This is a genomic window from Paraburkholderia sp. RL17-337-BIB-A, assembly GCF_046025895.1.
Lineage (GTDB): Bacteria > Pseudomonadota > Gammaproteobacteria > Burkholderiales > Burkholderiaceae > Paraburkholderia > Paraburkholderia fungorum_C.
Genome location: NZ_JARESY010000002.1, coordinates 56,882 through 82,375, shown reverse-complemented (window position 1 = coordinate 82,375; position 25,494 = coordinate 56,882). Strand labels below are relative to the sequence as shown.

Here is a 25,494-nt window from a genome sequence, read left to right as displayed (position 1 = left end):
ATAAAAATGCATCAATCGCGCTGAACATTACCTGGTGTAATTGAATTGTTTCTTTTTTTTACAAACGTATGGATTTCGTAATTTTTGATGGGCCGGCACCGGGCAAATATTACGTATTTGTAAGGTATAGCGACAGGCCATGAAAGGACTCTGAATGTTAATCAGATGAATAGGTGAATTTGCTTATATCTGAGATAACTGCGCCAAATCCTGCGAACTCACCGCAGAAGCTGCGACGCGATCCGCATGATGTGCACCGATGATGGAAACGCGTTGCACTTGCTCACATAAATTGAGCAGCGCGCAAAGCTTTCTAAATACTGACGGTTAGCTGCGTCTGCACGCGCCGCCGGCCAAACGTAAAATCGCGACACCGTTTATCCTTTTTGCAACACTGCACACCGCAACTGTTCCGTCCTGCTTCGGAGATGACTATGCAATACCGCAAATTCGGCCACACAGGCCTGACCGTTTCGCGCCTGTGCCTCGGCACAATGACCTTTGGCCTGCAGACTGAAGAAGACGTTTCGCAGCGGATTCTCGACACCGCGGCGGACGCCGGCGTGAACTTTATCGACACTGCGGACGTTTATCCGCTTGGCGGCAGCGAGGATGTGGCCGGCCGCACGGAGGAAATCGTCGGCCGCTGGCTGAAGGGCAAACGCGACCGCTTCATTCTGGCGACCAAGGCGGTCGGCAAGATGGGGCCGTCACCGTGGGATCAAGGCGCATCGCGCAAGCATCTGCTGGATGCCATCGACGCATCGCTGCGGCGGCTCGGCACGGACTACGTGGACCTTTACCAGCTCCATTCCGACGACGCGGATACGCCGCTTGATGAAACGTTGGAGGCGTTGGATGTGATCGTGCGATCCGGCAAGGCGCGCTATATCGGCGTGTCGAATTTCCTCGCCTATCGGCTGGCACGGGCACTGGGGCGCGCGGATGTGTTGCGCGTCGCGCGCTTCGTCTCGGTGCAACCCCGGTATAACCTGCTGTTCCGGCAGATCGAAAGGGAATTGTTGCCTTTGGCGGCTGAAGAGCAATTAGCCGTCATGCCTTACAACCCGTTGGCAGGTGGCTTGCTGACGGGTAAGCATCGGGTGGATGCGGCGCCCACGTCCGGGCGCTTTAGCGAAACCGTCGGGAAGGCAGGCGCGATGTACCAGCAACGGTACTGGCATCAGCGCGAGTTCGAAACGATCGAGAAGTTGAAGGGGATCGCTGCGTCGACGGGCGAGTCGTTGACTCGGGTCTCGCTTGCCTGGGTGTTGGCTAATCCGCTGATTACGTCGGCAATTATTGGCGCCAGTCGCGCTGAGCAGTTGAGCGATACGCTGGCGGCTTCGGAGCTTGTGCTCGATGCAGAGGTTAAGTCGCAGCTTGACGAGGCGAGCCACGAATATCGATGGGGTGATGCTGCCAGGTAATGGGGTCGCTTTGCCGGCGCGGGGTTGCCTTTGCCGGCAGGGTTGCCTTTGCCAGCCGAGGTTGCCTTTGCCAGCCGAGGTTGCCTTTGCCAGCCGAGGTTGCCTTTGCCAGCCGAGGTTGCCTTTGCCAGCCGAGGTTGCCTTTGCCAGCCGAGGTTGCCTTTGCCAGCGGAAGTTGCCCTTGCCGGCGCCGCCAGTTGCCCGGCCGCCGCGCAGACAAAACCAAAGGCAAAAAAATCATCGCCCGTACCGAAGCACAGTACTGGTAGCAGCAAGCACATGATCCTTGATAGCCGCCTGTAAAGCGTCCCGCGTCAGACCTGCCTGCAGTGCGTCGGGCGGCAAATCAAGGGCATAAATCTGCACGACATAGTGGTGCGGCACCTCCCCGATCGGCGGGCACGGTCCGTAATAACCCGAACCGCCCGTCCGATTCGTTCCGCCCACACTGCCGGCCGGCGGCGTAGCGCCAGCACCCAGCCCGGTCGCCGAGGGCGCGACGCCATACAGCATCCAGTGCACAATCCCCAATCCCTTCGCGCCGTCCGGATCGAAAATCGTGATCGCGTAGCTCTTCGTGCCGGCAGGCGCATTCCGCCATTGCAGCGCGGGCGACACATTCCCACCACCGCAATTATTCGCGCTCGCCGCATGGCTCGAGTCCAGCGTCCCGCCGTCGGCCAATCCGGGCGACGACAGCGCGAACGCGTCAGCCGCGCGGGCGCTCACAGCGGCAAAGGTCAGCACGGCGCACATGCCGACAAATATAAGGCGTCGTGCAACGCCAGCGTTATCGCTTCGAATCATCGTTGATTGCCCGGGTATGAGTTAGCCAACCTGAAAACGGCAGTCACGCAAAGGATCTGCGTGACTACCTCCGGTAGCAAACGTATCGATCAAACCCTTTATTCCGCCGACGTGCAAAGAATCCGCCCGGCAATCACGTATCACTTGAACCGGCCGGTCCGCGCATTGGCTTCCGGCAACTGCCGCGTCTCACGTATGGACTTCGGATGCCACAGGCGCGCGCCGCCTTCAATGCCCGCATCGTTCGAAACAGTCGCGACGTTGGCGGGCAAGCTGATCGTCAAGCGCGCCGCGTTGCCGCCCCCAAGCCACAGCTTGTCGTAGTTCACCAGCGAACTCAGAATCCCGATCACCTTCTCGACCCGGCGATTCCAGCGCTTATTGCCCACCTTCTCACGCGCTGCGTCACCGATGTATTCGTCGTACGCCACACCCTTCTTGCTGACCGGATGATGCGCAAGCTCGAGGTGAGGCATCAACTCGCCGTCGCGGAACAGTGCCGTGCCCGCGCCCGTGCCGAGCGTCAGCACGAACTCGAGCCCATGACCTTCGATCGCAGCAAAGCCCTGCATCTCCGCGTCGTTGATCATGCGCACCGGCAAGCCGCCGAGGCGCTGCGCCAGCGAATCCGCCAGCGGAATGTCGTGCCAGCCTTCCACGCCAAGATGCGGCGCCGTCAGGATGCGGTTGTTGCGCACCACGCCGGGGAAGCCGATCGACATCAGCGTGGGCGGCTCCTTTTCGACGAGCGGTCCGACCAGCGTCGCCAATGCATCCACCAGTTGTTCCGGTGTGCAGGGATGCGGCGTCGCCACGCGCAAACGCTCGGTTTTCATCTGTCCGTCCGCGTCGATGATCGCGGCCTTCAGGCCGGTGCCGCCGACGTCGATCGCCAGAATCCGTTCGGTACTGCTGGTTGCTTTCGTCCTGGCCGTCTTGCCTGGCTTAGTCGTCTTGCCTGCCTTACTCGTCTTACGTGTGGCCACGGTGTCCCCCGATTGTGTTGATCCGTCTCAGTGGAGTTACTTCTTTTCGACTGCATGCTTTTGCAAAGGCCGCCACGCATGGCCGTTTTGTGCCAGCAGTGCGTCCGCCTCCGCGGGGCCTTCGCTGCCCGCCGCATAGCCGCGCACCAGCATTGCGCCGCCGGTCTTCGGATGCAGCACGTCGTCCACGGCGCACCAGCTCGTTTCGATGCTGTCGGCACGCTGGAACAGTGTCTCGTCGCCCAGCATGCAGTCATACAGCAAAGTCTCGTAGCCGACGTTGGCCTGTTCGGCGAAGAAGTTCGCATAGTCGAACGACGATTGCACCGGGCCGATCTGCATCACGGGCCCCGGCGTTTTCACATTGAAGTCGAAGCTCGTGCCGTGCGCGGGATCGATGCGCAAGGTCAGCACGTTCCGCGTCAGCGCGTCGACCGGCGTGTCGCGAAACAGGCGGAACGGCACCGGCTTCAGCTGCACCGAGATCTCCGTGCGACGCGCGGCGAGGCGCTTACCGGTGCGCAGATAAAACGGCACGCCGGCCCAGCGCCAATTCTCGACGTACACGCGCGCGGCGGCATAGGTTTCGGTCGTGCTGTCGGGCGCGACGTCCGGTTCCTCGCGATAGCCGACGCCCGCCGGACCCTTTTCGTACTGACCGAAGACGACGTCGTCGGCGGTCAGCGGCAGGATGGCGTCGAAGATTTCAGCCTTCTTGTCGCGCACAGCTTCGGCATCGAACGAATTGGGTGGCTCCATCGCGACCATGCCGAGCAACTGGAACAGGTGATTCGGCAGCATGTCGCGGAACGCGCCGGTCTGCTCGTAGAACTTGCCGCGCCCCTCCACGCCGATCGTTTCAGCCGCGGTGATCTGCACGCTGTCGATGTATTCGCGCCGCCACATCGGTTCGAACAACGCGTTCGCAAAGCGCACCGCGAGAATGCTCTGCACGGTGTCCTTACCGAGGAAGTGATCGATGCGATACACCTGCGACTCGTCCGCGTAGGACAGAATATGCGCGTTCAGATCGCGCGCCGACGCGAGATCGGTGCCGAACGGCTTCTCGATCACGATGCGGCGGAAGCCGCCGCTGCCGCTCTCGCCTTCTTTCAGCAAGCCCGCCTTGCCCAGATGTTCGACGATCGGTTTGAAAAAGTGCGAACTGACCGCCAGGTAAAAAATCACGTTGCCGCCCGGCGCTTGATCGAATTTTTGCTTGAGCTTCGTGAAGGTGTCGTCGGTTTCGAATTCGCCGGCCATGTATTCGAGCCGTTGCGCGACCCAGTCCCACGCTTTGTCGTCGAGCTTGCCGGCGTGGAAGGTGCTGGCCTTGTCGGCGGCGAACTGTTGCAGCGACGTGTGCAAGTCCTCGCGCCATTCGCTCGTTTCGCGCTCGCCGTGGTTCACGCCGATGATCTTCATGCCGCCGTCGAGCAGGCCGTCCACCGCAAGGTTGTAGAGCGCGGGCATCAGCAAGCGTTTGGTCAGGTCGCCGCCCGCACCGAAGATCACCAGCGTGCAAGGCGGCGCAGGCCGCTTGCCCGCCGGCGAGGGCGGCGCATCATGCGGGCTCGCGCTGACTTTGCAACTGGGTTCGTGGCCGGCGTCGGGGCGGGGGGAGGTTTGGGTATTCGGAGTGGTCGACATGGGATTCGCTTAAGGAAGCCAATGGAACGGACGTGGCGGTACATGAAAGACCACGCTTGAACCAGCACAGTTCAAAAACAACTGCTAAACCTTTCCATGCCGCGCGCTGTATCGCCTATGCAACCTCGTGCGCGGCTGCGTCGCCACGCGCTATTTGGCCACCGCGGTGGTCAGCGCAGGCGCAGGCTCGGACGCGGACTCGGGCGCGGGCACCGTGGTCGACGTTGGAATCGGCGCCTGGTCCGACTCGCTGGCCAGCGGCACATTGCCCGACGCGGCCATCACTCTCGGTTGCAGGAGCAACGCCACCAGCCCGGTCCAGCCGGTCTGATGCGAGGCGCCCACGCCACGGCCGTTGTCGCCGTGAAAATACTCATGGAACAGCACCAGATCGCACGAACGCGGGTCGGCCTGCAAGAGCGGATACGCGCCCATCACCGGACGTTCACCGTTTTTGTCCTTGAGGAACAGCGTGGTCGCCCGGCGCGCCAGTTTGTCGCCGATTTCGCAGAGCGAGAACTTCTGCCCGGAGCCGGTCGGATACTCGATGCGGAAATCGTCGCCGTAATAGCGATGAAATTCGTACAGCGACTCAATCAGCAGATAGTTCACCGGCATCCACACTGGCCCGCGCCAGTTCGAATTGCCGCCGAACACGCGCGTGTCGGATTCGGCCGGCAGATACTTGACAGTGACGCTGGTGTCGTTGTGCGTGAACACGAACGGGTTGTCGCGATGAAAGCGCGACAACGCCCGCACGCCGTGATCGGAGAGAAATTCGCTTTCGTCGAGCGCACGGCGCAGCAACGCTTTCATCCGATGCCCGCGCAACAGCGAGAGCAGCAAGGCATTACCCTTGCCGGGCTCGTTCCAGCGTGAGACCAGCTTCGCCAGATCGGGACGATGTTCGAGGAACCAGACGAGCCGCTCGCGCAGACCCGGCAGGTGACCATGCAAACGCTCTTCGAGCACGTGCACGGCGAACAGCGGAATCAGGCCGACGATCGAGCGCAACCGCATCGGCACGCTGGTGCCGTCGGGCAGGTGCAGTTTGTCGTAGAAGAATTCGTCTTCGGTATCCCATAGACCGGTCTCGCAGTCGTCGTCGCAACTCACGGCCTCGGCGATATACAGGAAGTGCTCGAAAAACTTCACGCCGATATCGACGAACACATGGTTCGCATACGCCAGTTCGAGCGCGATACGCATCAGGTCGAGCGCGTACGCGGCCATCCACGCGGTCCCGTCCGACTGATCGATATGGCCGCCGGTGGGCAGCGGCGACGAGCGGTCGAACATGCCCACGTTGTCGAGGCCAAGAAAGCCACCCTGAAAAATATTCCGGCCGTCCGCGTCCTTACGGTTCACCCACCACGAGAAATTCAGCAGCAGCTTGTGAAAAACAAGCTCCAGAAAATCGCGATCCGCCTTGCCGGTCAGCGCGCGGTCGATTTCATAGACGCGCCACGCGGCCCAGGCGTGCACCGGCGGATTCACGTCGCCGAGCGCCCATTCGTAGGCGGGCAGCTGGCCGTTCGGATGCTGATAGCGGTCCTTCACCAGCAACAGCAATTGACGCTTGGCGAACGCCGGATCGATCAGCGCGAACGCGGCCGCGTGAAACGCCAGGTCCCATGACGCGTACCACGGGTATTCCCACTTGTCGGGCATCGACACGATGTCGGCGTTGCAGAGATGCTGCCACTCCGAATTGCGGCCGTGTTTGCGATTCGCGGACGATTTGGGCTGCAGCGGATCGCCTTCGAGCCAGCGGTGCACGTCGTACTGGTAGTACTGCTTGGACCACAGCATGCCGGCGAGCGCCTGACGCTGCACGAGGCGCGCATCGGGCTCGTCGATCTCGTGTTGCAGCGCGCCATAGAATTCATCCGCCTCGGCAATGCGGTGGGCGAACACGGCATCGGCATCCAGCTGGGTATCGTCGGGACACGACTGCGGACGCCAGCGCATGTACACCACAGCGCGGCCATGCGGAGCGAGTTCAAGCGACGCATGCGCGGCCGCCTTGGTGCCGGCGTCGCGGCGTACTGCCTGTTCGTCGCCGTGTACGAGGTAGTCGTTGAAGCCGTCCTTGAACGGTCCGGTGCCTTCTATGTTGAACAGCCGCTTGACGTTGGTATCGTTCTCGCAGAACAGCCACGCCATCTGCGGTGCGTCTTTCGACCACGCCGTCACGACGATCGGCTCATGGCCATGCTGCCGGCCGACCACATGGGTTTCACCGTTGTGGTCCTGGCCTGCGACAAGCGACGGCTTGTCCTTGTTCTCCTTCCACGACCACGAATTGCGCGCCCAGATCTGCGGCAACACATCGAGCGAGGCCGCCTGGTCCGCACGATTCTCGATCGTCACGCGCATCAGGATGTCGTCGGGCGCATGTTTCGCGTATTCGACCTGCACGTCGAAGTAACACAGATCGTCGAATACGCCGGTATCGAGAATCTCGTACTCAGGCATGTCACCATCGCGTCGCGCGTTTTCCCGAACCAGGTCGTCGTACGGAAAGGCGGCATGCGGGTACTTGTAGAGCATGCGCATGTACGAATGCGTAGGTGTGCCATCGACGTAGAAATACAGCTCCTTCACGTCCTCGCCATGATTGCCCTGTGCGTTGGTGAGCCCGAACAGACGTTCCTTGATGATCGGATCCTTGCGGTTCCACAGCGCGAGCGACACGCACCAGCTGAGTTTGTCGTCGCCGAAACCGGCAATGCCGTCTTCGCCCCAACGGTAAGCGCGGCTGCGCGCGTGGTCGTGCGGAAAGTAGTCCCAGGCGGTGCCGTCCGGACTGTAATCCTCGCGCACCGTGCCCCACTGACGCTCGCTGAGATACGGCCCCCAGCGCTGCCAATGGGCGCAGTCGGCTGAATGCAGCCGTGAACCTTCGATGGTGTCGAGCAGATTGGCAGCGCGTAGCGGTGGCATGACTACGTCCTTGCGTCGGGCTTGGCGGCGGGACTCACATCGTAGCGCGGTTTAAGCGGCGATGGGCTCCCGGCCGGCAAGCAGGGTTTCGATGCGCAGCAACTCGCCCAGCGACCACGCCTGAAACGGCGTGCCGGCGGGCGTGTGCGGCGCGTCGCCGTCGGCGATTTCGGACAGATGGTCGAGTCCTGCGTGATCGAGATGGGCGTACAGCGGGTCGAGAAAGCGCGCTTTGGCTTGTGCACGGGCGTCCGGCCCGGCACCGTGAACCCGTAGCCATGCTTCCACGAACGGGCCTAACAGCCATGGCCAGACCGTTCCTTGATGATAGGCGCCATCGCGCTCCAGCGGGGAGCCGCCGTAGTGCCCACGGTAGGCTGGATCGGACGGGGCAAGCGTTCTGACGCCAAGCGGCGTGAGCAACTGCGCTTCGACCTGGTCAAGCACCGCGCGCGCCGCCGCGCCATCGAGTAACGGAAACGGCAGACCGCCCACGGCGAAGATCTGGTTCGGGCGGATTGAGCGATCGATGCTGCCTTTCTCGAAGTCCACGTCGACGTTGTCGAAAAGCGCTTGTGTCGACGGATCGGTAAAGCGTTCATGGAACGCTTGCACCGCTCGTTCCGCGGACGGTTGCCAGTGCGGATTCCATGTTGCTGCAATGCGCAATGCGTTGATCCAGAGCGCCTGCACTTCCACGGGTTTGCCGATGCGCGGCGTGACCACCCAGTCGCCGACCTTCGCGTCCATCCACGTGAGTTGCACGCCGGGGACGCCGGCGCTCAGGAGGCCGTCATCGGCGGATGCCTTGATGTTGAAGCGCGTGCCGTTCGTATAGCCCGTGAGGATGGTTTCCACTGCCTGTTGGAGACGTGTTCGGGTGTCGGCTTTTGCGTGCTTCGTCGCCAGATAGTCGTGGACGGCGATGACGAACCATAAGGATGCATCGACGGAGTTGTACTCCGGGGTGTCGCCGTAGTCGGGAAAGCGATTCGGTAGCATGCCCTCGGACAAGGTGCCCGACCATTCGAGCAGGATCGCCTCGGCTTCGGCGAGGCGGCCCGTCGCGATCAGCAGGCCGCGCATGGCGATGAACGTGTCGCGGCCCCAATCCGTGAACCATGGAAAGCCGGCGAGGATCGTGCGGCCTTCGTTGCGCGCTACGACGTAGGCGTCGGCGGAACGTTCGAGGCGGGAGCCGAGTGCGCTGCGGCGTTGTTGTTCGGTGTGGGCGAGTTGGGTTGCGTGGGCGGCGGCTGGGTTTGTGGTTGCGGAGTCTGCTGTGTCGGCGGCGGCCGGTTGTGTGCTCGCAGAGTTCGTCTGGTAGCCGGCGGCGGTCTTCGCGCCGACCTGACTCGTTGAAAGAGCGGCTGCGCCGACCGACTCCGCTGCATACGCGGCGACTGCCTGCGCGCCTGCCACCTCCGTTGCAGATGTCGCAGATGTTGCCGACGAGGGTACTGCCGACGCCGATGATGCGATCGACGCGCTCAGGATCATCACCGCTTCGCCATCGGCGAGGTTGAAGCTGAATACGCCGGGCGTGGCGAGGTCCTCGCTGAAATCGAGGCCGCGCTCTCGCTCGCGCACGTAGCAGAAGTTTCGGTACCAGTCAGGCGCGTGCGCGTACGTGCCATTGGTCACCGCATTGATGATCGGCAGGTCACCGTAGGGTTGCCAATTCACGCATGCCGCGTCGCTGCTTGTCTGCGCGTTGAAGTTGAACACGGGGTTTTCATGGTGCAGCGCGTGGTAGTCGCGGCCGGAAAGCAGGGGCCTGACTTTCAGATTGAACGCTTTCGCTGGAGCATCCGCCTCGTCGCTCTGCAACCGCCAACGCAAAACCGTTTCGCGTGTTGCCTTGCTCACGAACACTTCCGCTATCAGCGTGGTGTGCGGATCGAGTTGCAAACGCCATGTCGGCCACGGGTCGGTGTCGAATGCGAGAAGACTCGCCGTCAGGTCCGGATAGATCACGTCCGGCATGTATCGCTGCATGCTCAATGGATAACGCTGACCGTCCGCTTCGATCCAGGCTTCCACACCATTGACGAGGACCACGCGGCCGCCGGGCGCGCGCGTGGCCGTAAGCAGCAACGCGTGATAGCGGCGCGTGCGCGGCGTGCCGACGGTTCCCGATGCGAAGCCGCCGAAGCCGTCTGCCTCAAGCCATTCGTCTTCGAGACGCGTGATGTCGAAAGGGTGTTCGATGCGTGTCATGAACTTACCGGGATATGAAAATCGCCAATCGTTCGGTGTGCCTGGGCTTTCGCCGTATGGCGCTAACGTGACCATTCTCCTGCTTACTGCTTTCCAATTCCTTTCGAACAACCAACATTGCGATGCAAATTGATTCACTCGCAAACGTTTCACAATTATTTCTTGAAAGAATTAGAGACTGCATCCGCCATCACCAAGTCGGATGCAGACATGAGAAGACACGCCCTCCTCGCTATTACCATTTTTGTTGCAGTTGCAACTTCCACGCTAAGCGGCTGTGGCGCGGACGACGCCGCGCCTTCGTCTTCATCGACGACTGCGGCCAATAGCGATGCCGCACAAAACGCCGCGATGACGCCTTTATCGCCGGGCGTTGCTAACAACGATGTCGCGCAAAGTTCAGCAATCAATCCCGCGACCGACATGCTCAATGCGTCGACATCGCTCGCAGCCGGGCCCGCCGCGGCGTCCGACCCGATCACACAAAACATGCAAGCCAACCTTGCTGCCGACAGCCAGCAAATCGCGCCCGTGATGCATTACGCACCGGGCGACAACGCCAGCAGCAATTGACCTGATTCCACTGGCGCGCAAGGCGCGCTATTTTTCCTCCCCGCAGAAGGTGATATTTCGATGACATCAACTAGCCGTCGCCGTTTCCTGCAGACCGTGGCTTCATCCGCCGGCGCTGCTGCCGCGCTGACCGCGCTGCCCGAATCGATTCGCAACGCACTTGCCGTGCCCGCATTTTCGCGCACCGGCACGATTCGCGATGTCGAGCACATCGTCGTGTTCATGCAGGAGAACCGCTCGTTCGACCACTACTTCGGCCATATACGCGGCGTGCGTGGCTATAACGACCGCTTCCCGATTCCGCTCCCAGGCGGCAAGCCGGTGTGGTATCAACCGTCGAAGGAAGACCCGACCCAACCGGTGCTGCCGTTCCATCTGAACACGGCGACCACCAGTGCGCAATGTCTCGGCGATCTCGACCACAACTGGTATCCAACCCATGCCGCGATTAACAACGGGCGCTATGATCAGTGGCCCGCGAACAAGACCGACATGACGATGGGCTATCACCTGCGCAGCGACCTTCCGTTCCACTACGCGCTGGCCGATGCGTTCACCATCTGCGACGCTTACTTCTGTTCGCTGGCGGGACCGACGCACCCGAACCGGGCGTATCTGATGAGCGGCATGGTCGATCCGACCGGCACGCAGGGCGGTCCGCTGCTCGACAACAACGATTTCGTCGACGGCGACGGTCCGCCGAAATATCAATTGCTCTCGTGGACGACGTACCCGGAACGTCTGCAAGCGGCGGGCATTTCCTGGCAGGTGTATCAGCAGGGTTTGACCGGCGCCGATCCGTTGAACGGCAACTACGGCACCAACATCCTGCAGAACTTCACGAACTTCGTCAACGCGCAGCCGGGTTCGCCGTTGTATGAGCGCGCGCAAACCGTGCGTACTATCGACGACCTGAAGGCCGACGTGCTGGCGAACAAGCTGCCGCAAGTGTCGTGGTTGTGCCCGCCGGCTGCGTACTCCGAGCACCCGAGCTATACGCCCGCGTACGGCGCGGAATACACGTCGCAGATTCTCGATGCATTGACGTCGAATCCCGAGGTGTGGAGCAAGACCGTGCTGTTCATCATGTACGACGAGAACGACGGCTTCTTCGATCACCTCGTGCCGCCGCAACCGGCAACGACGCCCGCGCAAGGGCAGTCGACGGTCAGCACGGAAGGCGAAATTCACAACGTCGTGAATCCGGGACGCGGCGGTAGCTATACCGCGGACGGTCTGCCCTACGGCCTCGGCCCGCGCGTACCGATGACGATCGTGTCGCCGTGGACCAAGGGCGGTTTTGTGTGTTCGCAGGTGTTCGATCATACGTCGGTGATTCGCTTCATCGAAACGCGCTTTGGCGTGCAGGAGCCGAACATCACGCAATGGCGCCGCGCGGTGTGCGGCGACTTGACGACGGCGTTCGACTTCCGCACGCCGGATTCGAAAGTGCCGCCGCTGCCGGACACGAGCAACTACAAGAGCATCGCCGACAACCAATGCGCGACGCAGCCGAAACCGACCGTGCCCGCGACGCCGGGTGTGATCGATCCGCAGGAAAGTGGTATTCGTTTCGCGCGCGCGTTGCCGTATGAGTTGCATGTGAACGGGCAAGCGGATGCGAAGAAGAACACGTTCCAGATCGTGATTGCCAATACCGGCGATCAAGGTGCGCATTTCTACGTGTACGCGACGAATCGCACGGATGGTCCGTGGCGTTATACCGTCGAGGCCGGCAAGTCGCTCAGCGAGACCTTCGATCTGACGACGACGAACGGTGTGTACGCGTTCGAGGTGTTTGGGCCGAATGGTTTTGTGCGGAAGTTCGCGGGTAATACGCAGCAGGCGACGGCGCAGACCGCGCAGGCTGCGGGATGGCATGGCAACAATAAGCCCGCGCTGCCGGAAATCAAGGTGCAATACGATGTTGCGAACGGGAATGTGTTTTTGAAGTTCAGCAATGGCGGTGGCGGTATTGCGCGGATGACGGTGACGGATAACGCGTATGGGGCGCGGACGCGTCCGGTGCTGGTGCCGGCCGGGGCGAATATCGAAGAGGCCTGGGTGCTGGCGTCGAGCCATCACTGGTATGACTTGACGGTGACGAGTAATGATGACGCTAGCTTCTCGCGTCGTTTGGCTGGGCATGTGGAGAATGGGCGGCCGAGTATTAGTGATCCGGCGGCTGTGGCGCCGGTTTTGGTGGTGAATTAAGGGCTGGTAATGACAGCAGGGCTTCGGTTGGGCGGCTGCGTTGTTTGCGGCGCTTGATCGAAGCTCGGGTGGTTGATTTGTTGCATTGAGGGAACTTTGCATCGGTCTTAGGCCGATTGGCCAAAGTTAGATAGTTAGCTTAACAAAGTGAATTTTAAGAAGAGAGCGCACTTATAATTTCGGCTGCTGTTGAAGCAATTTCGACGGCCGGGTTTGACAGCCTGAATGCTGGTTCCCGCACGACCTGTTTCGCAGGCAGTGCGTGAGCTTCTGCACGCCCTTTCAACGGGCGGGCCGTGGCGAGGGAGCCGCAAGGCTCGCCGGTTTGAACTAGCGCCGGCCTGTCAACCTCGCTACGTGCCCGCCCACCCGTTTATAGCGAGTGTCGGGCGATTTCGAGAATCCACCGGAAATCGCGCCATGAACAAACCCGCTGAAGTTCCATTCATGAATCCTCGCCTGTCGGTGAAGCCCGCTGAATATAAGCGTCTTGCCGGAGAGGTGTTGGAGGTAACTCGTACGTATCTGGAACGGCTTTCATCGTTGGCCATGCTAGCGAGAACGCTGCGCAAAGGTATCGCGATGAATCATTGCGACCGTCGCGATCAGATGTTGCTTGCCGAGTTGCTGGAGCGTACCGCGCATCAGTACGAAACCGAGGCGAATATCGAGCGAGGAAGGATGTCGGTCGTGATGGCCGATGCGGAGGAGGCGGAATCGAATGCTGTGCGCCGCAGGAAAGGGATGGGCGAATCAGTAGCGCCGCGCACGAGAACGCGCAGTAAGGTCGGCGCTGGCGCAACAGCATCGGCATAACACACGGCTGCGCTCGGCATGAATTGGCAAATAAAGTTACAGTAAATCTCCGCAACTGCTTGCCGGTGGAGACACCACGGACCGCGAAACATTCACTTAAAGACTGACAAAAAACGGCTTCCTTCGGGCCGTCGTTGTGACGCTTGTCGATGTACGAACGCAGAAAAGAAGGCGCGATTGCTCGTGCCTTCTTTTCATAAATCAGACCCGTGTGCCGGCCGCTTACGGTTGTATGTCTTCAAACTCCCAATACGCATAGCGTGCGATCTTCTGCGCAATGGTTAGCCAGTCATTACCGCAGCATCGCCGCACCAGTCGCTCACATTGATCGGTGATCAAGTCGAGGTCATATTCCTTGACAATCAGGAAGTGGCGCGCCCACCGGGCAGGTGAATCTCTTTCGAGCTCTTCGGAGAGCCACTGCGGTGTGCAAACAAAAAGGAGAAAATCGTCCGCCCCTTTTTCATCTGCAGGGCCGATTGAGAGACGAATTGTTGTGCCGAAATTGTCCCGTTCAATGGGCCGATAGCGGTCTAGGTAGTCTTCCAGTTCGAAGGAATAAAACCCCTTGATTTTTAAGTTCATGGTGCGATGTTCAAGTGTGTGTTGTCGATGTACCAGCGACTGTTCGGTGCTGACTTGTGGACATGGTTGGCCTGGACGCCTGTGGTCGCATACGGATTTGTACTCCGCTTCGTTCGAAGTGACCAACTTACGGCGGCACTGGCGCCCGCTGGAGTGTGTCCATGCTGGCGCTCATAAGAAAAAAAGGCGCGGTCAGTCGCGCCTTCCTTTCATCCGGAGGAAAACTTACTTCTAGTCACTCTCAAATTCCCAACCGGCAAAGCGGCTCAGTTTAAGCGCAAGTGCGGGCCAATCGTCTGCCATGAGACGATTAATTCGATTCTCAAGATACGAGTGGATCATCTCCCAGTTGTACCCGTTCGCCAACACCGACAACGATGCGTCGCTGCCGGAACTCGCGCGCTTCCTGCGTCCGCAGGGTGGTCTGATCGGCGCCTTCCTCGGCTCCCAACTGGCGGGTGTGCTGGAACTGCAAGGCGATCAATGGGTCCCGGCGAGCACCAGTAGCCAGGCACTGGCATTCGATCCGGCATTCCTGAAGGCGGTTAACACGTTGCAGCGCATTGCCGGGCATCTGCTTGCACAGGGCGAACCGCAATACCGCTTCGAGTTCAAGCCGGTACCGACACCGGGCTTGACGAACACCCTGCTCACGCTGGACGGCCAGAAGCTGCACTACTACAACCAACAGGAAACGTGGCAGGCGCTGACGTGGCCGTCGAACAGTCCCCAGGACCTCGGTACCCGGCTGGAATGGCAAACCGAAAAGGCCGGCACCAGCAAGAACTTCGAGTACGGCGGCCGCTGGGGGCTGGTGCGAATGCTGGAGCGCGCCCGGGTCGAACCGATCGACAGCGCGACCTACCAGTTGACGTGGCAAGGCGCCCCGGACCCGAAGCCGCTAAAGCCGGCAGAGGCGAACCGGCCCGCGTCCATGCCGGCTGCGGCAAACGCCACGACAGCGAGCGCCGCAACGGCAACCGGCGCGAGCGAGACCGCAAACGACGAAACCGATGCCGACGCGGAGGGCACCACGCCTCTGACGGCCCAGGGGCCCCTCACACCGGCATCGGCCGACCTGACGTGGCCGTTGACTTACATGATGCGCACGGACGTCGCCAAAGGTCCGCTCGAACTGCTTGCACTCAGAGGCTTCGTGCTGCCCACGCGCATCTTTGCGGGCAGGAGCCCAGCCGCTGCACGCAGCACAAATAAAACTACACAAACCGACAGCCCACCGCCGTTGCCAAAAGCAATGCTCGACGCGGCGAAGCACGCTGAAACGCCGCTGCCGGAAAGCCGCAGGCCGCTGTGATCTATTAATTCAAAAATGGCTAACCACGCGGGAGGCAAAAAAACTCAAGCCCCCAACAAAACCCCAGTCCGAAACGCTCGAGTCCCAGTCACCCGCCCCAGCGGCGCCCCAGCCGTCACAAACCGAATAGCTCGCCGCATATAAAACACACCCTCGGTATTGCTAACAAGCGTAGTCGTCTCATCAGTCAACGGATCGACGATATCGAACAAAGCCTGCCCGACGCGAATCGAGTCCCCGATCTTCGCACGATGAATCAGAATCCCGCTAACAGGCGCATAGAACTGCTCGCTGCCAGCAAGCGGCGTAGCGGGCGACAACAAGTCGGGCAATGGCTTAACCGCATCAACCCGAATCGCCTTGCGCCAACCGAGATAATCAACCAACGCATCCGCATCTTCCTGCGCAACTTCATAAGAAACATCCCGCTGCCCACGACACTCCACCGTCACAGCAATCGTCCCGTTGGGCACGGGCTTATCAACAGGCATTTCCTGCTGCAGCGTCCACCACAACAAGCTATGCGTCTCATCAAACGACTCCCCGCCCGAGTTCGTAGCCAGCAACGAAGCCTGCGCCCCCAAATACCGTGACAAAGGCTCGAACTCAGGCCAAGCAGCCTCACTGGTATAGAGATGCATCGCCGCTTCCAAAGAGCAATGCAAATCGATCACCACATCCGCATCGAATGAGAGCTTGAGCAATGCCAACTGCAAAGATTCAAACTCAGTCAACGGCTTCTGTTCAGCCAGCTCAGCAGCAATCAACTCCCGAACAATCCGCCGATTCTCCTCAGCATCCGAACCCAAAACCTCCTTGGCCCGCGCCACCAACTTCGAAAACTGCATGAAATGCCGATTGAAGTTCTTCCCACTGCCCAGATCAAATCGCCCAACAAACTGCCCAAGCACGTACTGCCCCAGCCCAACCGGATTCGCCACCGGCACCAGCACAATCTCGGCATTCAACGCACCCTGCTTCTCCAGTTCGAGCAATCGACGCTTAAGCAAAACCGTCGTCAGCATCGCCGGCGTTTCATCGGCATGCAACGACGACTGGATGTAAATCTTCTGCCCGCTATCCGCGGGACCAAAATGAAACGACACCAGTTCGCGGTGCGTGCCGATAGCCGGCGATAGAAGCGGAATCGATTGCTTGTTCATGGGAGCCAGAGGTCTGTAGAAGAGAAGTAAAACGGAAAATCAATTGCCGTACGGATCGAAGTCGAAGTACTTCTTCGCGATCTGCGCATACGTCCCGTCTTTCAGCATCGAAGCAATCGCCGCGTTAATAGACGCCTGCACCGCAGTCTCATCCTTACGCAAACCGATGCCGACGCCACGATCACCCATCGAAAGCGGCTCGCCGACAAACGCAAATCCCTTCCCCGCCGGCGTGCGCAAAAAACCATAGTCGGCTTCGACCGAACCGAGCAACGCACCATCAAGACGGCCGTTCTGCAAGTCGGCAAACACCTCATCCTGACTCTTGTATGCGACCACATGCACGCCAAGCGGCGCCCAATTCTTCAACGCATAGCCTTCGAACTGCGTCCCCGACTGCACACCGATCTGCTTGCCGGCCAGCGCATTCGTCCCGGCTGCGAGCGGCGAACCTTGCCTGGCGATCAGCCGCGATTTGAACTGGAACAGCTTCGACGAAAACAGAATCTGCTGCTCGCGTTTCTCCGTGATCGCCATCGACGAAAGGATCGCGTCGATCTTGCGCGCCTGGAGCGCCGGGATCATCCCGGAGAACTCGAGTTCGACCCACTGGCAACGCGCATGGATGCGCCGGCAGATTTCGTTGCCGAGATCGACGTCGAAACCTTTGAAGCTGCCGTCGGGCGCCTTGGCGTCCATCGGCGGATAGCTCGGATCGATACCGAGGCGCAGCGTGGCGGAGTCGGCGGCAAACGCACCACTACTGAAAGCCAGCGCGGCGCTCAAGATCATCAGCGGAATTTTCATGGGAAATGGGTGTGGGTGAACGGACTATTACCGGGATTAACACAGGGGCATCCTAAGCCGCCGCCGCGCCTCAAAGAAGTCCCAAAAGTAATATCATGATCACTTTTACCGATCACTGGCTTCCTCATGGCAATGACGATCTCCCAACTGCGCGCGTTCACTGCCGTCGCCGAGCACGGCAGCATTCGCGCAGCGTCGCGGGCGCTCGGCATCGCGCAGAGCGGCATCACCCAGCAGTTGCAGAACCTCGAATCGATCCTGGGCGCGACCTTATTCACCCGCACGAACCGCGGCATCGCGCTGACTGCGCTCGGCCAGCGGCTGTTGCAGCGCGCCAGCGCGATTCTCAGCGAATGCGAGCGCGCCGAGCAGGAAGTGCAGCAATTGGGCGGCGACTACGCGGGCGAGGTCACGTTCGGCATGACCACCGAGCCGCTCATCGACGCGTTCGCGCCGGTGTTGACGGAATTCCGCGCGCGCTTCGAGCGGGTCGCGGTGCATTTGCGCACCGGCACCTCGCGGATGATGATTTCGTGGATTCGCGAAGGCACGCTCGATTTCGCTGTCGCACTGGTATCGAAGCACACCGACACGGCCGATCTGTCCGTCACGCCGCTCTATCCGTCCGATCCGGTGATCGTCTGCCGTCGCGGTCACCCGAAAGCGGGGGCGACGTCACTTGCCGAACTCGTCGATTGCACGTGGGTGGCGACGCCCTCGCCGAACCTCACCGACGATCCGCAAGTTAACCGTCTAAACCATCTGTTCGAGAGCCACGGCTTGCCGCCGCCCAGAATCATCGCGACGGTGGAAGGTCTGTACGAGACGCTGCATCTGGTTGGCGCGACGGATTGCCTGTCGCTGGAGGCGTCGGTCGTCGTGAAGCGTGGGCCGTTTGCGAGCACACTTACGTCAATCAATGTGCTCGAGCGAGCGGTTGAACAGAACGTCTGTCTGTTGCAACGCGCGGCGATTCCGGTCACCCCTGCCGCGCAGGAGCTCGCGACGATGATTGCGTCGTACACGCGCACGGTAAGGGCGCGATGAAGCCAGATCGATGCAGCAAGGCGAGCGATGGTCTCCACGATGCACCGTGGCGCTGAACGTCGACGACCTGTACGCCGCGCCGCTTCGCGCAGCACAGCTGACATGCGCAAGGGCACGCCGGAGGCCATCCGTGGGAGCGATCCGCTGGCCGGTGCGTTCGTCGAAGCGCTGCAAAGCGAAGCTGCCGCGCTACGGCTACAATTAAGCGTTCGCACCAAACGCAAGCAACCATAACTTATCTGCAGATGCCCTGCATCTCTGCGCCGCGTGGCGTTTCACAGGCCGTTTGACCCATCAACAGGAGTTTCCCAAATGATGAATCGAGACAACCCCGTCTGGCTGATTACAGGCTGTTCCACCGGCTTCGGCCGCGAATTGGCGAAGCTGGTGCTGGAGCGCGGCTGGCGTGCGGTAGTCACCGCCCGCGACCCGTCGAAGGTGAAAGACATCGCCGAAGGACACGGCGATCGCGCACTGGTTCTGCCGCTTGACGTGACGAACCGCGCGCAGATCGAAGACGTGGTCACGCAAGCCAAACAGCGTTTCGGCCGCATCGACGCGCTCGTCAATAACGCGGGTTACGGCTATCTCGCTGCAATCGAAGAAGGCGAGGACGACGAAGTCCGCGCAATGTTCGAGACCAACGTGTTCGGTCTCGTCGACTTGACGAAGGCCGTGCTGCCGATCATGCGCGAGCAGCACAGCGGGCTGATCGTGAACGTGTCGTCGATTGGCGGCATTACGAGTTTCGCCGCGACCGGCTACTACCATGCCACCAAGTACGCAGTGGAAGGCTTGTCCGAATCGCTCGCGACGGAGGTGAAGCCGCTTGGCATCGACGTCTTGATCGTCGAGCCGGGTCCGTTCCGCACGAACTGGGCAGGTCCGTCGATCAAGCAGTCGGCAACCGTGATCGATGCCTACGCGGCCACGGCCGGCGAGCGCCGCAAGCAGACCGAAGCGCGCAGCGGCAAACAGGCGGGCGATCCGGTACGCGCCGCGCAAGCCATCATCGACGCCGCGCTGTCGGACAACCCGCCACTGCGCTTGCTGCTCGGCAAGACCGCGCTCGAACTCGCGCGCAAGAAGCTGGACTTCATGCGCGGCGACTTCGATGGCTGGGAAGCCACCACGATTGGCGCGGATTTCCCGGCTTAAAACTCGACCAGCGCAAAATCTTCCTTGCCCACGTCGCATAGTGGGCAACGCCAGTCGGCCGGGACATCCGCCCAGCGGGTGCCCGGCGCGATACCTTCTTCCTGCAAGCCGGCGGCTTCATCGTAGATCCAGCCGCAGATCACGCAGACCCATTGTTTGAAGTCGTCCGCGGATGCCGGGCTTTCTGCCGCCGCATGCGGTGCGGCGCCACCTTGCAATGCCGGCGTGTCATCGAGGCTCACCACCATCGGCGCGACCGTCCCCACACCGCTTTCAGCGAGGCGTACCTGCAGGCTTTCCAACAGCCGTTGCGCTTCGGCCCGCGTCAAATCAATCCAGTAAGGGTCGCCGGCGCCGTCATTGAGCCGCTCGGGCGAAAACTGGATTTCTACGGCTACGCCCTTCTTGTACATGGCAAATCGGAATATCGATGAAGCCGGCGGCGAGCGCCGGTCTAGGGTCGGGTGCTTGAAGCGAAGGCTTCGTGGCGGGATCAGACGAACTGGTTCAGCACGATGGCTGCGATCAGTCCAGCGGCGCCAATGAGGCCCAGCAGTTGCAGCAGAGTGAGGGACTTACGGGATGCGGTAGGGATTTGTTGCGTAGTCACGAGGTGTTCTTAAAGATCGGAAAAAGCGAAATGGTACACGGGTCGGAGGCGGGCGCATCTCGATTGGCGCAAATCCTAGTGTGTGAGATGCCATTATCGCTGCTTGAGGGGCCTGCATTCCCTCCCGCACGGAGATGGATTAATTCACCACCGGCGGGAAAGCCAACTTACGCAAAAGCCACCTCCCCGGCATGCTCAGACACCCCCGCCACAATTGCTGTGCCGGCTCTCACTCATCGTCGCCAATAATCGTACGGTCCCGCGCGGCGCAAAAAACCCGCTATCAGGTATGCGACAAGGGATTGCCGTGACGCGAATCCCAGAAGCGGATCACCGCAGCGCCGCCGGTGCCGGCGCCCACTACCTGATCCGGCGCACCGCTCTCGCGCAGCAAACTGCGTAGTTCGTTGATGACTGGAAACACCTCGTGATTCCAGTCCGCGCCTTGCGAATCGTGCGCGCGCTGTTCGGCTTCGACGATCTCGCGGTCTTCCTTGAAAATGCGTTCGGTGAACCACACGAGCAGTGGCCACGCGAGATTCAGCACGCCGGGAATACCCGGTTTGCGAATCGACAGCAGGCCAAAGGTGCGGTTCGTGCGCTGCTCGCGATCGAGCGGCACGTAGCAGATCCATAAATCCATCACCAGCGTCTGGTCGGACGTGCGAATCTGCAGCGTCTGATACGGATACTCGGTGCGGATCGTCATCACGTCCTTGTCGTTGTCGCCGCCGGTCTTGCGGCTCTGGCCGAACACGATCGCTTCGCCGATCGGCTGCTGGCCGGCCATGCGCGCAAACGTGTAATCGACTTCGACCCAGCCTTCACCGCGCCGCCGCCCCAGCGAACGAGCGCGCATCTGCCCCATCTGCCGGCGATGCAGGAACTGATGGTTCATGTCCATCAGGTTCTCGTGCATGAACGAATAGTGGCAATTCACCGGACGGCCGAAACGGCGCGTCTTGTACTTCTTGTCGGATACGGAGCCGAACGCGGGTAGCGGCCGTGCTTCGGCCAACCCGGCATTGCCGGGAAACACGAAAATCAGCCCTTCGACTTCGCGGCACGGATAAGAACGCACGCCGTTCGGCAAACGATCGCGGCCCAGATACGGCACGTCGATGCACGTGCCGGAGCAATCGTAGGTCCAGCCGTGATAGCCGCAGCGGATCGATTCGCCGTCCACCACGCCCTGATGCAAGGGCACCTGACGATGCGCGCAACGATCTTCGAGCGCGAACACCTTGCCCGACTCAGTACGCGCCAGCACGATCGGCTCTCCCGCGAACGTCACACCATGCGTCTTGCCCCGTTTCACTTCATGCGACCACGCGAGCGGATACCAGTAATCAGGGTGAATACCTACACGGCGCAGATCGCGCACCGGGGCGCCGTTGGCGTCTTTATCCGGCGTGTGGACATTCCCTATGGCAGGGGCGTTAGCCTGAGTGGCTGCATGAGCAGCCGTCGCATCGACCGGCGCATCGACGGTGTCTTGTTCGAGCGGGGGAACAGCATGCATACGTGGAGCCTCCGTGCACGAGCGGATAGAAGGTGATCGGCCTGCAATTCGCGGGCCGACATCGTCGTACAGTCTACTCGAAGCCGAAGTGGTATGGTTTCGCCGACTACAGGAGACCGCCTGCTAACTTTCGTCGTGCGTCACGAGGCCGGAGCGCCGTTGCACGCCCCACGAGCGTCCGCCACGCAGGAAATGCAGCCAGCCGAGCAGTGCCCCGACATGCCGCACCAACTGGAACGTGAACGGCTCGGCGATTGCCGCGAGCACCGCCATCCACAGACTGGAGCCGGTGCGCTCGCCGGTCCAGCGGCGGTACAGATGGATACACCAGAGATAAAACGCGAGGTCGATCGCCGTTTTGAGGAAGATCACGCTGAAAATCGACACCACGATCGCGCCATGCCCGCCGAACAGAAAGCCGAGCAGCAATGCGAAGGCGGTCAGCCCGTAGATCGGTTGCATCGTATCGATGGCCTTGACCGGCAGCATCAGCATGCCCAGCGTGCCGTAGCGCGGGTTGCCGGTCATGTCGCGGTTCCAGTACTGCGTTTGCAGGAAGCCGGCGAACCAGCGGCGGCGCTGCCGCAGAAAACTGCCGAGGTTGTCCGGCGCGTCGGTACGCGCATGGGCATCGCCGACCACGCGCACGTCCCAGCCGAGACCGTGGTCGACCGAATAGCGGCGCAGCCGGTGAATCAACTCGTAGTCTTCGACCAGGCACTGCGGATCGAAGCCGCCCACGTCGACCAACGCATCGCGCCTGAACGACGCGAACGCGCCTGAAATCAGCAGCAGACTGTCGGCGCGCATCCACGCAAAACGGGCGATGAAGTTGCGCATGTACTCGTAAGTCTGGAACCACTGGAACACGCGGCCCGAAACCGATTTGCCGCACACCGGCACCAGAATGCCGGCCGCCGCGACCAGCTTCGGCTCGCTCGCGAAGGCGGCGCGCATCGCGTAGGTGGCGTCGTCGTCGAGCAGCGTGTCGGCGTCGACGGTCATGACGGTGTCGGTCGTCATGACCGTGATCGCCGCGTTCAACGCACGGGCCTTGCCGCCGTGCGGCACGCGCAGCCAGAATAGATTCGGGTAAAGCGAGCTCGGCGCGCTCAGCACGCCCTCGGCTGCGGCAGTCAAGCCGAAGCGTTCAGTGAGCAGCGCGGAGGTGGCATCGGTGGAACCGTCGTCGGCGATCACGATTTGCGCCGGGCCATGCGTCTGGCGCAGCAGCGCGGCGAGCGTCACGGGCAACACCGCCGCCTCGTTATGCGACGCGACGATCACACCCATGCCCGGCAACCTGCGGGAATCGAAGTCGGGCTCGAGCGGCGCCGTGGCCCGCATCAGCGGCAGCGTTTTCCACGTGACGAACGCGAGCAGCAAGGTGTCGTACACGACGTACGCAAGCCCCGTCGACCACGCCACCACGCCTTGTAGAAAGAAGGCGCGAGCGAACAGCAGCAACCACAGCACGACCACGCTGAAATGAATCAGCGTGCTCAGCAGCGTAGTGGGACGCGGCAGAATGCGCGGCGATGCGAGGGCGAGCGCCTGTTCCAGAGTGTTCTTCAAAGTGACTGCTGAGTCCGTCGACGGTGCGGTTATTAAATGGGAAACAGCGTGGTGGTGCTCACGGCACCATGCGTTTCAGAACCGACTTGCGATCGATCCATTGATGCTTCAACGCGCCGCCGATATGCATTGCCAGCAACGCATACAGGGCGTAGCCGAGCCACGTATGCAAGGCGCCGAAGCGGTCATGCAGCGTCTCCTTGAGCGCCGGGTCGAGATTCATCACATAGCCAATGCGCGGCCAGGGGAACAGGTTGAACAGATGCATTGGATGCGTGGCCGCATCTTTCCAGGCGGAATCGTGCAACCAGCCGGAGAGCGGCAGTGCAATCATCAGCAGATACAGCAGGAAATGGGCGACGTGCGCCGCGATCTTCTCCCACGACGGAAACTCGCGCGGCAGCGGCGGCGGCTTGTGCGACAGGCGCCACAAGATGCGCAGCAGCGCGAGGCCGAGCACCGTGATGCCGATCGACTTGTGGGTATCGACCACCGGACGCACCCAGTCGTCCGGCCATGATTCGGCCGTCAACCCGAGCACGACGTTGACGATCATCAGCAGCGCGATCAGCCAGTGCAGCGTGATTGCCGTGCGGGTATAGCGCGACGGCACCGGCGTGCCGGTCGAATCGGTCAGCGAATCGGCGTGCGTGTTCATGGGTCGCTCCGTCTGCAAATGCATTCTTGCGAAAGCTGTTTGAAAAGTCGGCCGTGCCGGTGCAATGCCTGCTCTCGCCTCCGATACCAAAGCTAACGCCTTAGTGTGCCGGTTTATTCCGCGAGGCGCTTAATAGTGTGATTCAGTCTATTTCGACCGCGCGTGGCGAATCATGCTTTGAGCGCCGCCGTCACCCGCGTCTGCAACGTCGGCAACACCTCCGCTTCGAACCACGGATTGCGCTTGAACCACGCGATATTGCGTGGCGACGGATGCGGAAGCGGCACCACGCTCGGGCCATATTCCCGCCAACGCAGCAGCGTATCGGTGAGCGTCGGCCCGAATGCGTCACCGAGACCAAAACGCTGCGCGTATTGGCCGATCAGCAACGTGAGCCGCACCTCGCGCAACTGGGCGAGCAAGGCCTGATGCCAATGCGCAGCGCACTCGGGCCGCGGCGGCAAGTCGCCGCTTGCGCCTTTGCCGGGAAAGCAGAAGCCCATCGGCACGAGCGCGAATTTCGAGGCGTCGTAGAAGGTCTCGTCGGAGACCCCCAGCCAATTGCGCAAACGCGCGCCGCTCGCATCGCTCCATGGAATGCCCGAAGCATGCACGCGCGCACCCGGCGCCTGGCCGATGATCAGAATGCGCGAGTCAGACGACGCCACCACGACCGGCCGCGGCGCATGCGGCAGCACCGGCGCGCACACCGTACAGGCGCGAATGTCATGCAATAGCCGATTGAGAGCAATGGGTTTCGTTGCGGTCATACCGTGGCGCGGATCGGGATTCAGGTTTCTGGTGGATAAAGCAACGTGCCGCCCGGCTGCGCCTGCGCGCCCGGTGTCATGGTCGCGGCAGGGGCGTGGTGCGCGTCCATGATGTGCAATACCGTCTCGCCGCGCAGCAGCAAATAGTCGGCGATGATACGCCGGTGGCATCGCCACCATACCGCTTCCGAGCACATCACCGCGCAACGGCGGTGGTGGCCGAGTTCGAGCAGTTGCGCGAGACCATCCTGAAACGGAGCCGTCATCGCATAGTCGGCGTAATTGCGAAAGGCGGGATGCGTCCAGTAACCGTTCGGCGACGGCGCGTCCTCTTTATGATGGCTGCGACGGCCACCCAGTTCGCTCAGGTGCAGGTAGTCGATACCCGCGGGCGCGAGCGAGTCCGGCAGCGTGTCGCGATTGAATTGTGGATTGGTGCGCGAACGCGGGATGCTACGCACGTCCACCAAGGTTTCTATCCTGGATGCTTCGAGCAAATCGGTGAACTCGTGCAGCGGACGCGTGGAATGACCGATCGTGAAAAACGGAAGCGTCATCGCAGGCTCACCCTGGCGTTGGCGAGGAAGTTCTACGTTTACCCCGCGAACGACGCCTGGTCAACCGCGGCACCCGATGCCATCT

At 61.3% G+C, this 25,494-nt stretch carries 22 protein-coding genes and 1 pseudogene; 8 read left to right on the top strand and 15 right to left on the bottom strand.

Annotated elements, in window-relative coordinates; genetic code table 11:
- Positions 1-434: 434 nt before the first annotated feature.
- Positions 435-1,430, top strand: a complete 996-nt coding sequence (locus tag P0D84_RS21375) for an aldo/keto reductase (RefSeq protein WP_408340138.1) — start codon at positions 435-437, stop codon at positions 1,428-1,430.
- Positions 1,431-1,667: 237 nt separating this feature from the next.
- Here the strand turns inward: P0D84_RS21375 and P0D84_RS21370 are convergent, their stop codons facing one another.
- The 5 genes from P0D84_RS21370 to P0D84_RS21350 form a co-directional block, all read right to left on the bottom strand.
- Positions 1,668-2,237, bottom strand: coding sequence for a YbhB/YbcL family Raf kinase inhibitor-like protein (locus tag P0D84_RS21370; RefSeq protein ID WP_408340136.1), 570 nt, complete (start codon positions 2,235-2,237; stop codon positions 1,668-1,670).
- Positions 2,238-2,377: 140 nt separating this feature from the next.
- A complete protein-coding gene (locus P0D84_RS21365) occupies positions 2,378-3,136 on the bottom strand; it encodes an ROK family protein (RefSeq protein WP_408345882.1) in 759 nt (252 codons plus the stop codon).
- Between the two features lie 123 nt (positions 3,137-3,259).
- A complete protein-coding gene (zwf, locus tag P0D84_RS21360) occupies positions 3,260-4,873 on the bottom strand; it encodes a glucose-6-phosphate dehydrogenase (RefSeq protein ID WP_408340134.1) in 1,614 nt (537 codons plus the stop codon).
- A gap of 150 nt (positions 4,874-5,023) precedes the next feature.
- The gene (locus tag P0D84_RS21355) at positions 5,024-7,819 is read right to left on the bottom strand and encodes an MGH1-like glycoside hydrolase domain-containing protein (RefSeq protein WP_408340132.1); all 2,796 of its coding nucleotides are present in this window, start codon (positions 7,817-7,819) and stop codon (positions 5,024-5,026) included.
- A 51-nt stretch (positions 7,820-7,870) separates the two neighbouring features.
- Entirely contained in the window at positions 7,871-10,039 is a 2,169-nt protein-coding gene (locus P0D84_RS21350) for an amylo-alpha-1,6-glucosidase (RefSeq protein WP_408340129.1), read from the bottom strand.
- 129 nt (positions 10,040-10,168) lie between these two features.
- Here P0D84_RS21350 and P0D84_RS21345 point away from each other — a divergent pair, with 129 nt between their 5' ends.
- From P0D84_RS21345 to P0D84_RS21335, 3 genes are all read left to right on the top strand, one after another.
- Entirely contained in the window at positions 10,169-10,612 is a 444-nt protein-coding gene (locus P0D84_RS21345) for a hypothetical protein (RefSeq protein WP_408340127.1), read from the top strand.
- 60 nt (positions 10,613-10,672) lie between these two features.
- Positions 10,673-12,826 (top strand): phosphocholine-specific phospholipase C, encoded by a 2,154-nt coding sequence (locus tag P0D84_RS21340; RefSeq protein ID WP_408340125.1) that lies wholly within the window; start codon positions 10,673-10,675, stop codon positions 12,824-12,826.
- Positions 12,827-13,246: 420 nt separating this feature from the next.
- Positions 13,247-13,642 (top strand): hypothetical protein, encoded by a 396-nt coding sequence (locus P0D84_RS21335; protein WP_408340123.1) that lies wholly within the window; start codon positions 13,247-13,249, stop codon positions 13,640-13,642.
- Between the two features lie 222 nt (positions 13,643-13,864).
- Here the strand turns inward: P0D84_RS21335 and P0D84_RS21330 are convergent, their stop codons facing one another.
- Both P0D84_RS21330 and P0D84_RS21325 read right to left on the bottom strand, forming a co-directional pair.
- Positions 13,865-14,227 carry an immunity 8 family protein gene (locus P0D84_RS21330; protein ID WP_408340121.1) on the bottom strand — a complete coding sequence of 121 codons (363 nt, stop codon included), beginning with the start codon at positions 14,225-14,227 and terminating at the stop codon, positions 13,865-13,867.
- Between the two features lie 231 nt (positions 14,228-14,458).
- Positions 14,459-14,569, bottom strand: a complete 111-nt coding sequence (locus tag P0D84_RS21325; protein WP_408340119.1) for an Imm8 family immunity protein — start codon at positions 14,567-14,569, stop codon at positions 14,459-14,461.
- 10 nt (positions 14,570-14,579) lie between these two features.
- Here P0D84_RS21325 and P0D84_RS21320 point away from each other — a divergent pair.
- Positions 14,580-15,542 (top strand): annotated as a pseudogene (locus tag P0D84_RS21320) (type VI secretion IcmF C-terminal domain-containing protein); the annotation flags it as partial.
- Between the two features lie 44 nt (positions 15,543-15,586).
- Here the strand turns inward: P0D84_RS21320 and P0D84_RS21315 are convergent.
- Positions 15,587-16,705, bottom strand: coding sequence for a succinylglutamate desuccinylase/aspartoacylase family protein (locus P0D84_RS21315; protein WP_408340117.1), 1,119 nt, complete (start codon positions 16,703-16,705; stop codon positions 15,587-15,589).
- 39 nt (positions 16,706-16,744) lie between these two features.
- Complete coding sequence (locus P0D84_RS21310; protein ID WP_408340115.1) at positions 16,745-17,512, bottom strand: transporter substrate-binding domain-containing protein; 768 nt, start codon at positions 17,510-17,512, stop codon at positions 16,745-16,747.
- A gap of 126 nt (positions 17,513-17,638) precedes the next feature.
- On the opposite strand from P0D84_RS21310, the gene P0D84_RS21305 reads away from it, so the two are divergent.
- From P0D84_RS21305 to P0D84_RS21295, 3 genes are all read left to right on the top strand, one after another.
- Positions 17,639-18,559, top strand: coding sequence for a LysR substrate-binding domain-containing protein (locus P0D84_RS21305; RefSeq protein ID WP_408340113.1), 921 nt, complete (start codon positions 17,639-17,641; stop codon positions 18,557-18,559).
- Between the two features lie 102 nt (positions 18,560-18,661).
- Positions 18,662-18,793 (top strand): hypothetical protein, encoded by a 132-nt coding sequence (locus P0D84_RS21300; RefSeq protein ID WP_408340111.1) that lies wholly within the window; start codon positions 18,662-18,664, stop codon positions 18,791-18,793.
- A 78-nt stretch (positions 18,794-18,871) separates the two neighbouring features.
- A complete protein-coding gene (locus tag P0D84_RS21295) occupies positions 18,872-19,717 on the top strand; it encodes an oxidoreductase (RefSeq protein ID WP_408340109.1) in 846 nt (281 codons plus the stop codon).
- On the opposite strand, the gene P0D84_RS21290 is transcribed toward P0D84_RS21295, so the two are convergent.
- From P0D84_RS21290 to P0D84_RS21265, 6 genes are all read right to left on the bottom strand, one after another.
- The gene (locus P0D84_RS21290; RefSeq protein ID WP_408340107.1) at positions 19,714-20,130 is read right to left on the bottom strand and encodes a rubredoxin; all 417 of its coding nucleotides are present in this window, start codon (positions 20,128-20,130) and stop codon (positions 19,714-19,716) included. The two genes, P0D84_RS21295 and P0D84_RS21290, sit on opposite strands and share 4 nt — an antisense overlap.
- A 480-nt stretch (positions 20,131-20,610) precedes the next feature.
- Entirely contained in the window at positions 20,611-21,849 is a 1,239-nt protein-coding gene (locus tag P0D84_RS21285) for a Rieske 2Fe-2S domain-containing protein (RefSeq protein ID WP_408340105.1), read from the bottom strand.
- Between the two features lie 123 nt (positions 21,850-21,972).
- A complete protein-coding gene (locus P0D84_RS21280; protein ID WP_408340103.1) occupies positions 21,973-23,424 on the bottom strand; it encodes a glycosyltransferase family 2 protein in 1,452 nt (483 codons plus the stop codon).
- A 58-nt stretch (positions 23,425-23,482) separates the two neighbouring features.
- Positions 23,483-24,082: a cytochrome b gene (locus tag P0D84_RS21275; RefSeq protein ID WP_408340101.1), complete on the bottom strand. Its 600-nt coding sequence runs from the start codon at positions 24,080-24,082 to the stop codon at positions 23,483-23,485.
- Positions 24,083-24,252: 170 nt separating this feature from the next.
- Positions 24,253-24,852 (bottom strand): uracil-DNA glycosylase family protein, encoded by a 600-nt coding sequence (locus tag P0D84_RS21270; RefSeq protein ID WP_408340099.1) that lies wholly within the window; start codon positions 24,850-24,852, stop codon positions 24,253-24,255.
- Between the two features lie 20 nt (positions 24,853-24,872).
- A complete protein-coding gene (locus tag P0D84_RS21265; protein WP_408340097.1) occupies positions 24,873-25,409 on the bottom strand; it encodes a DUF488 domain-containing protein in 537 nt (178 codons plus the stop codon).
- Positions 25,410-25,494: the final 85 nt, after the last annotated feature.

Excerpts from the sequence above, each read along its gene's own strand:
- P0D84_RS21375 (WP_408340138.1), top strand. The coding sequence starts at position 435 with ATGCAATACCGCAAATTCGGCCACACAGGCCTGACCGTTTCGCGCCTG.
- P0D84_RS21370 (WP_408340136.1), bottom strand. The coding sequence starts at position 2,237 with ATGATTCGAAGCGATAACGCTGGCGTTGCACGACGCCTTATATTTGTC.
- zwf (WP_408340134.1), bottom strand. The coding sequence starts at position 4,873 with ATGTCGACCACTCCGAATACCCAAACCTCCCCCCGCCCCGACGCCGGC.
- P0D84_RS21355 (WP_408340132.1), bottom strand. The coding sequence starts at position 7,819 with ATGCCACCGCTACGCGCTGCCAATCTGCTCGACACCATCGAAGGTTCA.
- P0D84_RS21350 (WP_408340129.1), bottom strand. The coding sequence starts at position 10,039 with ATGACACGCATCGAACACCCTTTCGACATCACGCGTCTCGAAGACGAA.
- P0D84_RS21340 (WP_408340125.1), top strand. The coding sequence starts at position 10,673 with ATGACATCAACTAGCCGTCGCCGTTTCCTGCAGACCGTGGCTTCATCC.
- P0D84_RS21335 (WP_408340123.1), top strand. The coding sequence starts at position 13,247 with ATGAACAAACCCGCTGAAGTTCCATTCATGAATCCTCGCCTGTCGGTG.
- P0D84_RS21330 (WP_408340121.1), bottom strand. The coding sequence starts at position 14,227 with ATGAACTTAAAAATCAAGGGGTTTTATTCCTTCGAACTGGAAGACTAC.
- P0D84_RS21325 (WP_408340119.1), bottom strand. The coding sequence starts at position 14,569 with ATGATCCACTCGTATCTTGAGAATCGAATTAATCGTCTCATGGCAGAC.
- P0D84_RS21315 (WP_408340117.1), bottom strand. The coding sequence starts at position 16,705 with ATGAACAAGCAATCGATTCCGCTTCTATCGCCGGCTATCGGCACGCAC.
- P0D84_RS21310 (WP_408340115.1), bottom strand. The coding sequence starts at position 17,512 with ATGAAAATTCCGCTGATGATCTTGAGCGCCGCGCTGGCTTTCAGTAGT.
- P0D84_RS21305 (WP_408340113.1), top strand. The coding sequence starts at position 17,639 with ATGGCAATGACGATCTCCCAACTGCGCGCGTTCACTGCCGTCGCCGAG.
- P0D84_RS21300 (WP_408340111.1), top strand. The coding sequence starts at position 18,662 with ATGCGCAAGGGCACGCCGGAGGCCATCCGTGGGAGCGATCCGCTGGCC.
- P0D84_RS21295 (WP_408340109.1), top strand. The coding sequence starts at position 18,872 with ATGATGAATCGAGACAACCCCGTCTGGCTGATTACAGGCTGTTCCACC.
- P0D84_RS21290 (WP_408340107.1), bottom strand. The coding sequence starts at position 20,130 with ATGTACAAGAAGGGCGTAGCCGTAGAAATCCAGTTTTCGCCCGAGCGG.
- P0D84_RS21285 (WP_408340105.1), bottom strand. The coding sequence starts at position 21,849 with ATGCATGCTGTTCCCCCGCTCGAACAAGACACCGTCGATGCGCCGGTC.
- P0D84_RS21275 (WP_408340101.1), bottom strand. The coding sequence starts at position 24,082 with ATGAACACGCACGCCGATTCGCTGACCGATTCGACCGGCACGCCGGTG.
- P0D84_RS21270 (WP_408340099.1), bottom strand. The coding sequence starts at position 24,852 with ATGACCGCAACGAAACCCATTGCTCTCAATCGGCTATTGCATGACATT.
- P0D84_RS21265 (WP_408340097.1), bottom strand. The coding sequence starts at position 25,409 with ATGACGCTTCCGTTTTTCACGATCGGTCATTCCACGCGTCCGCTGCAC.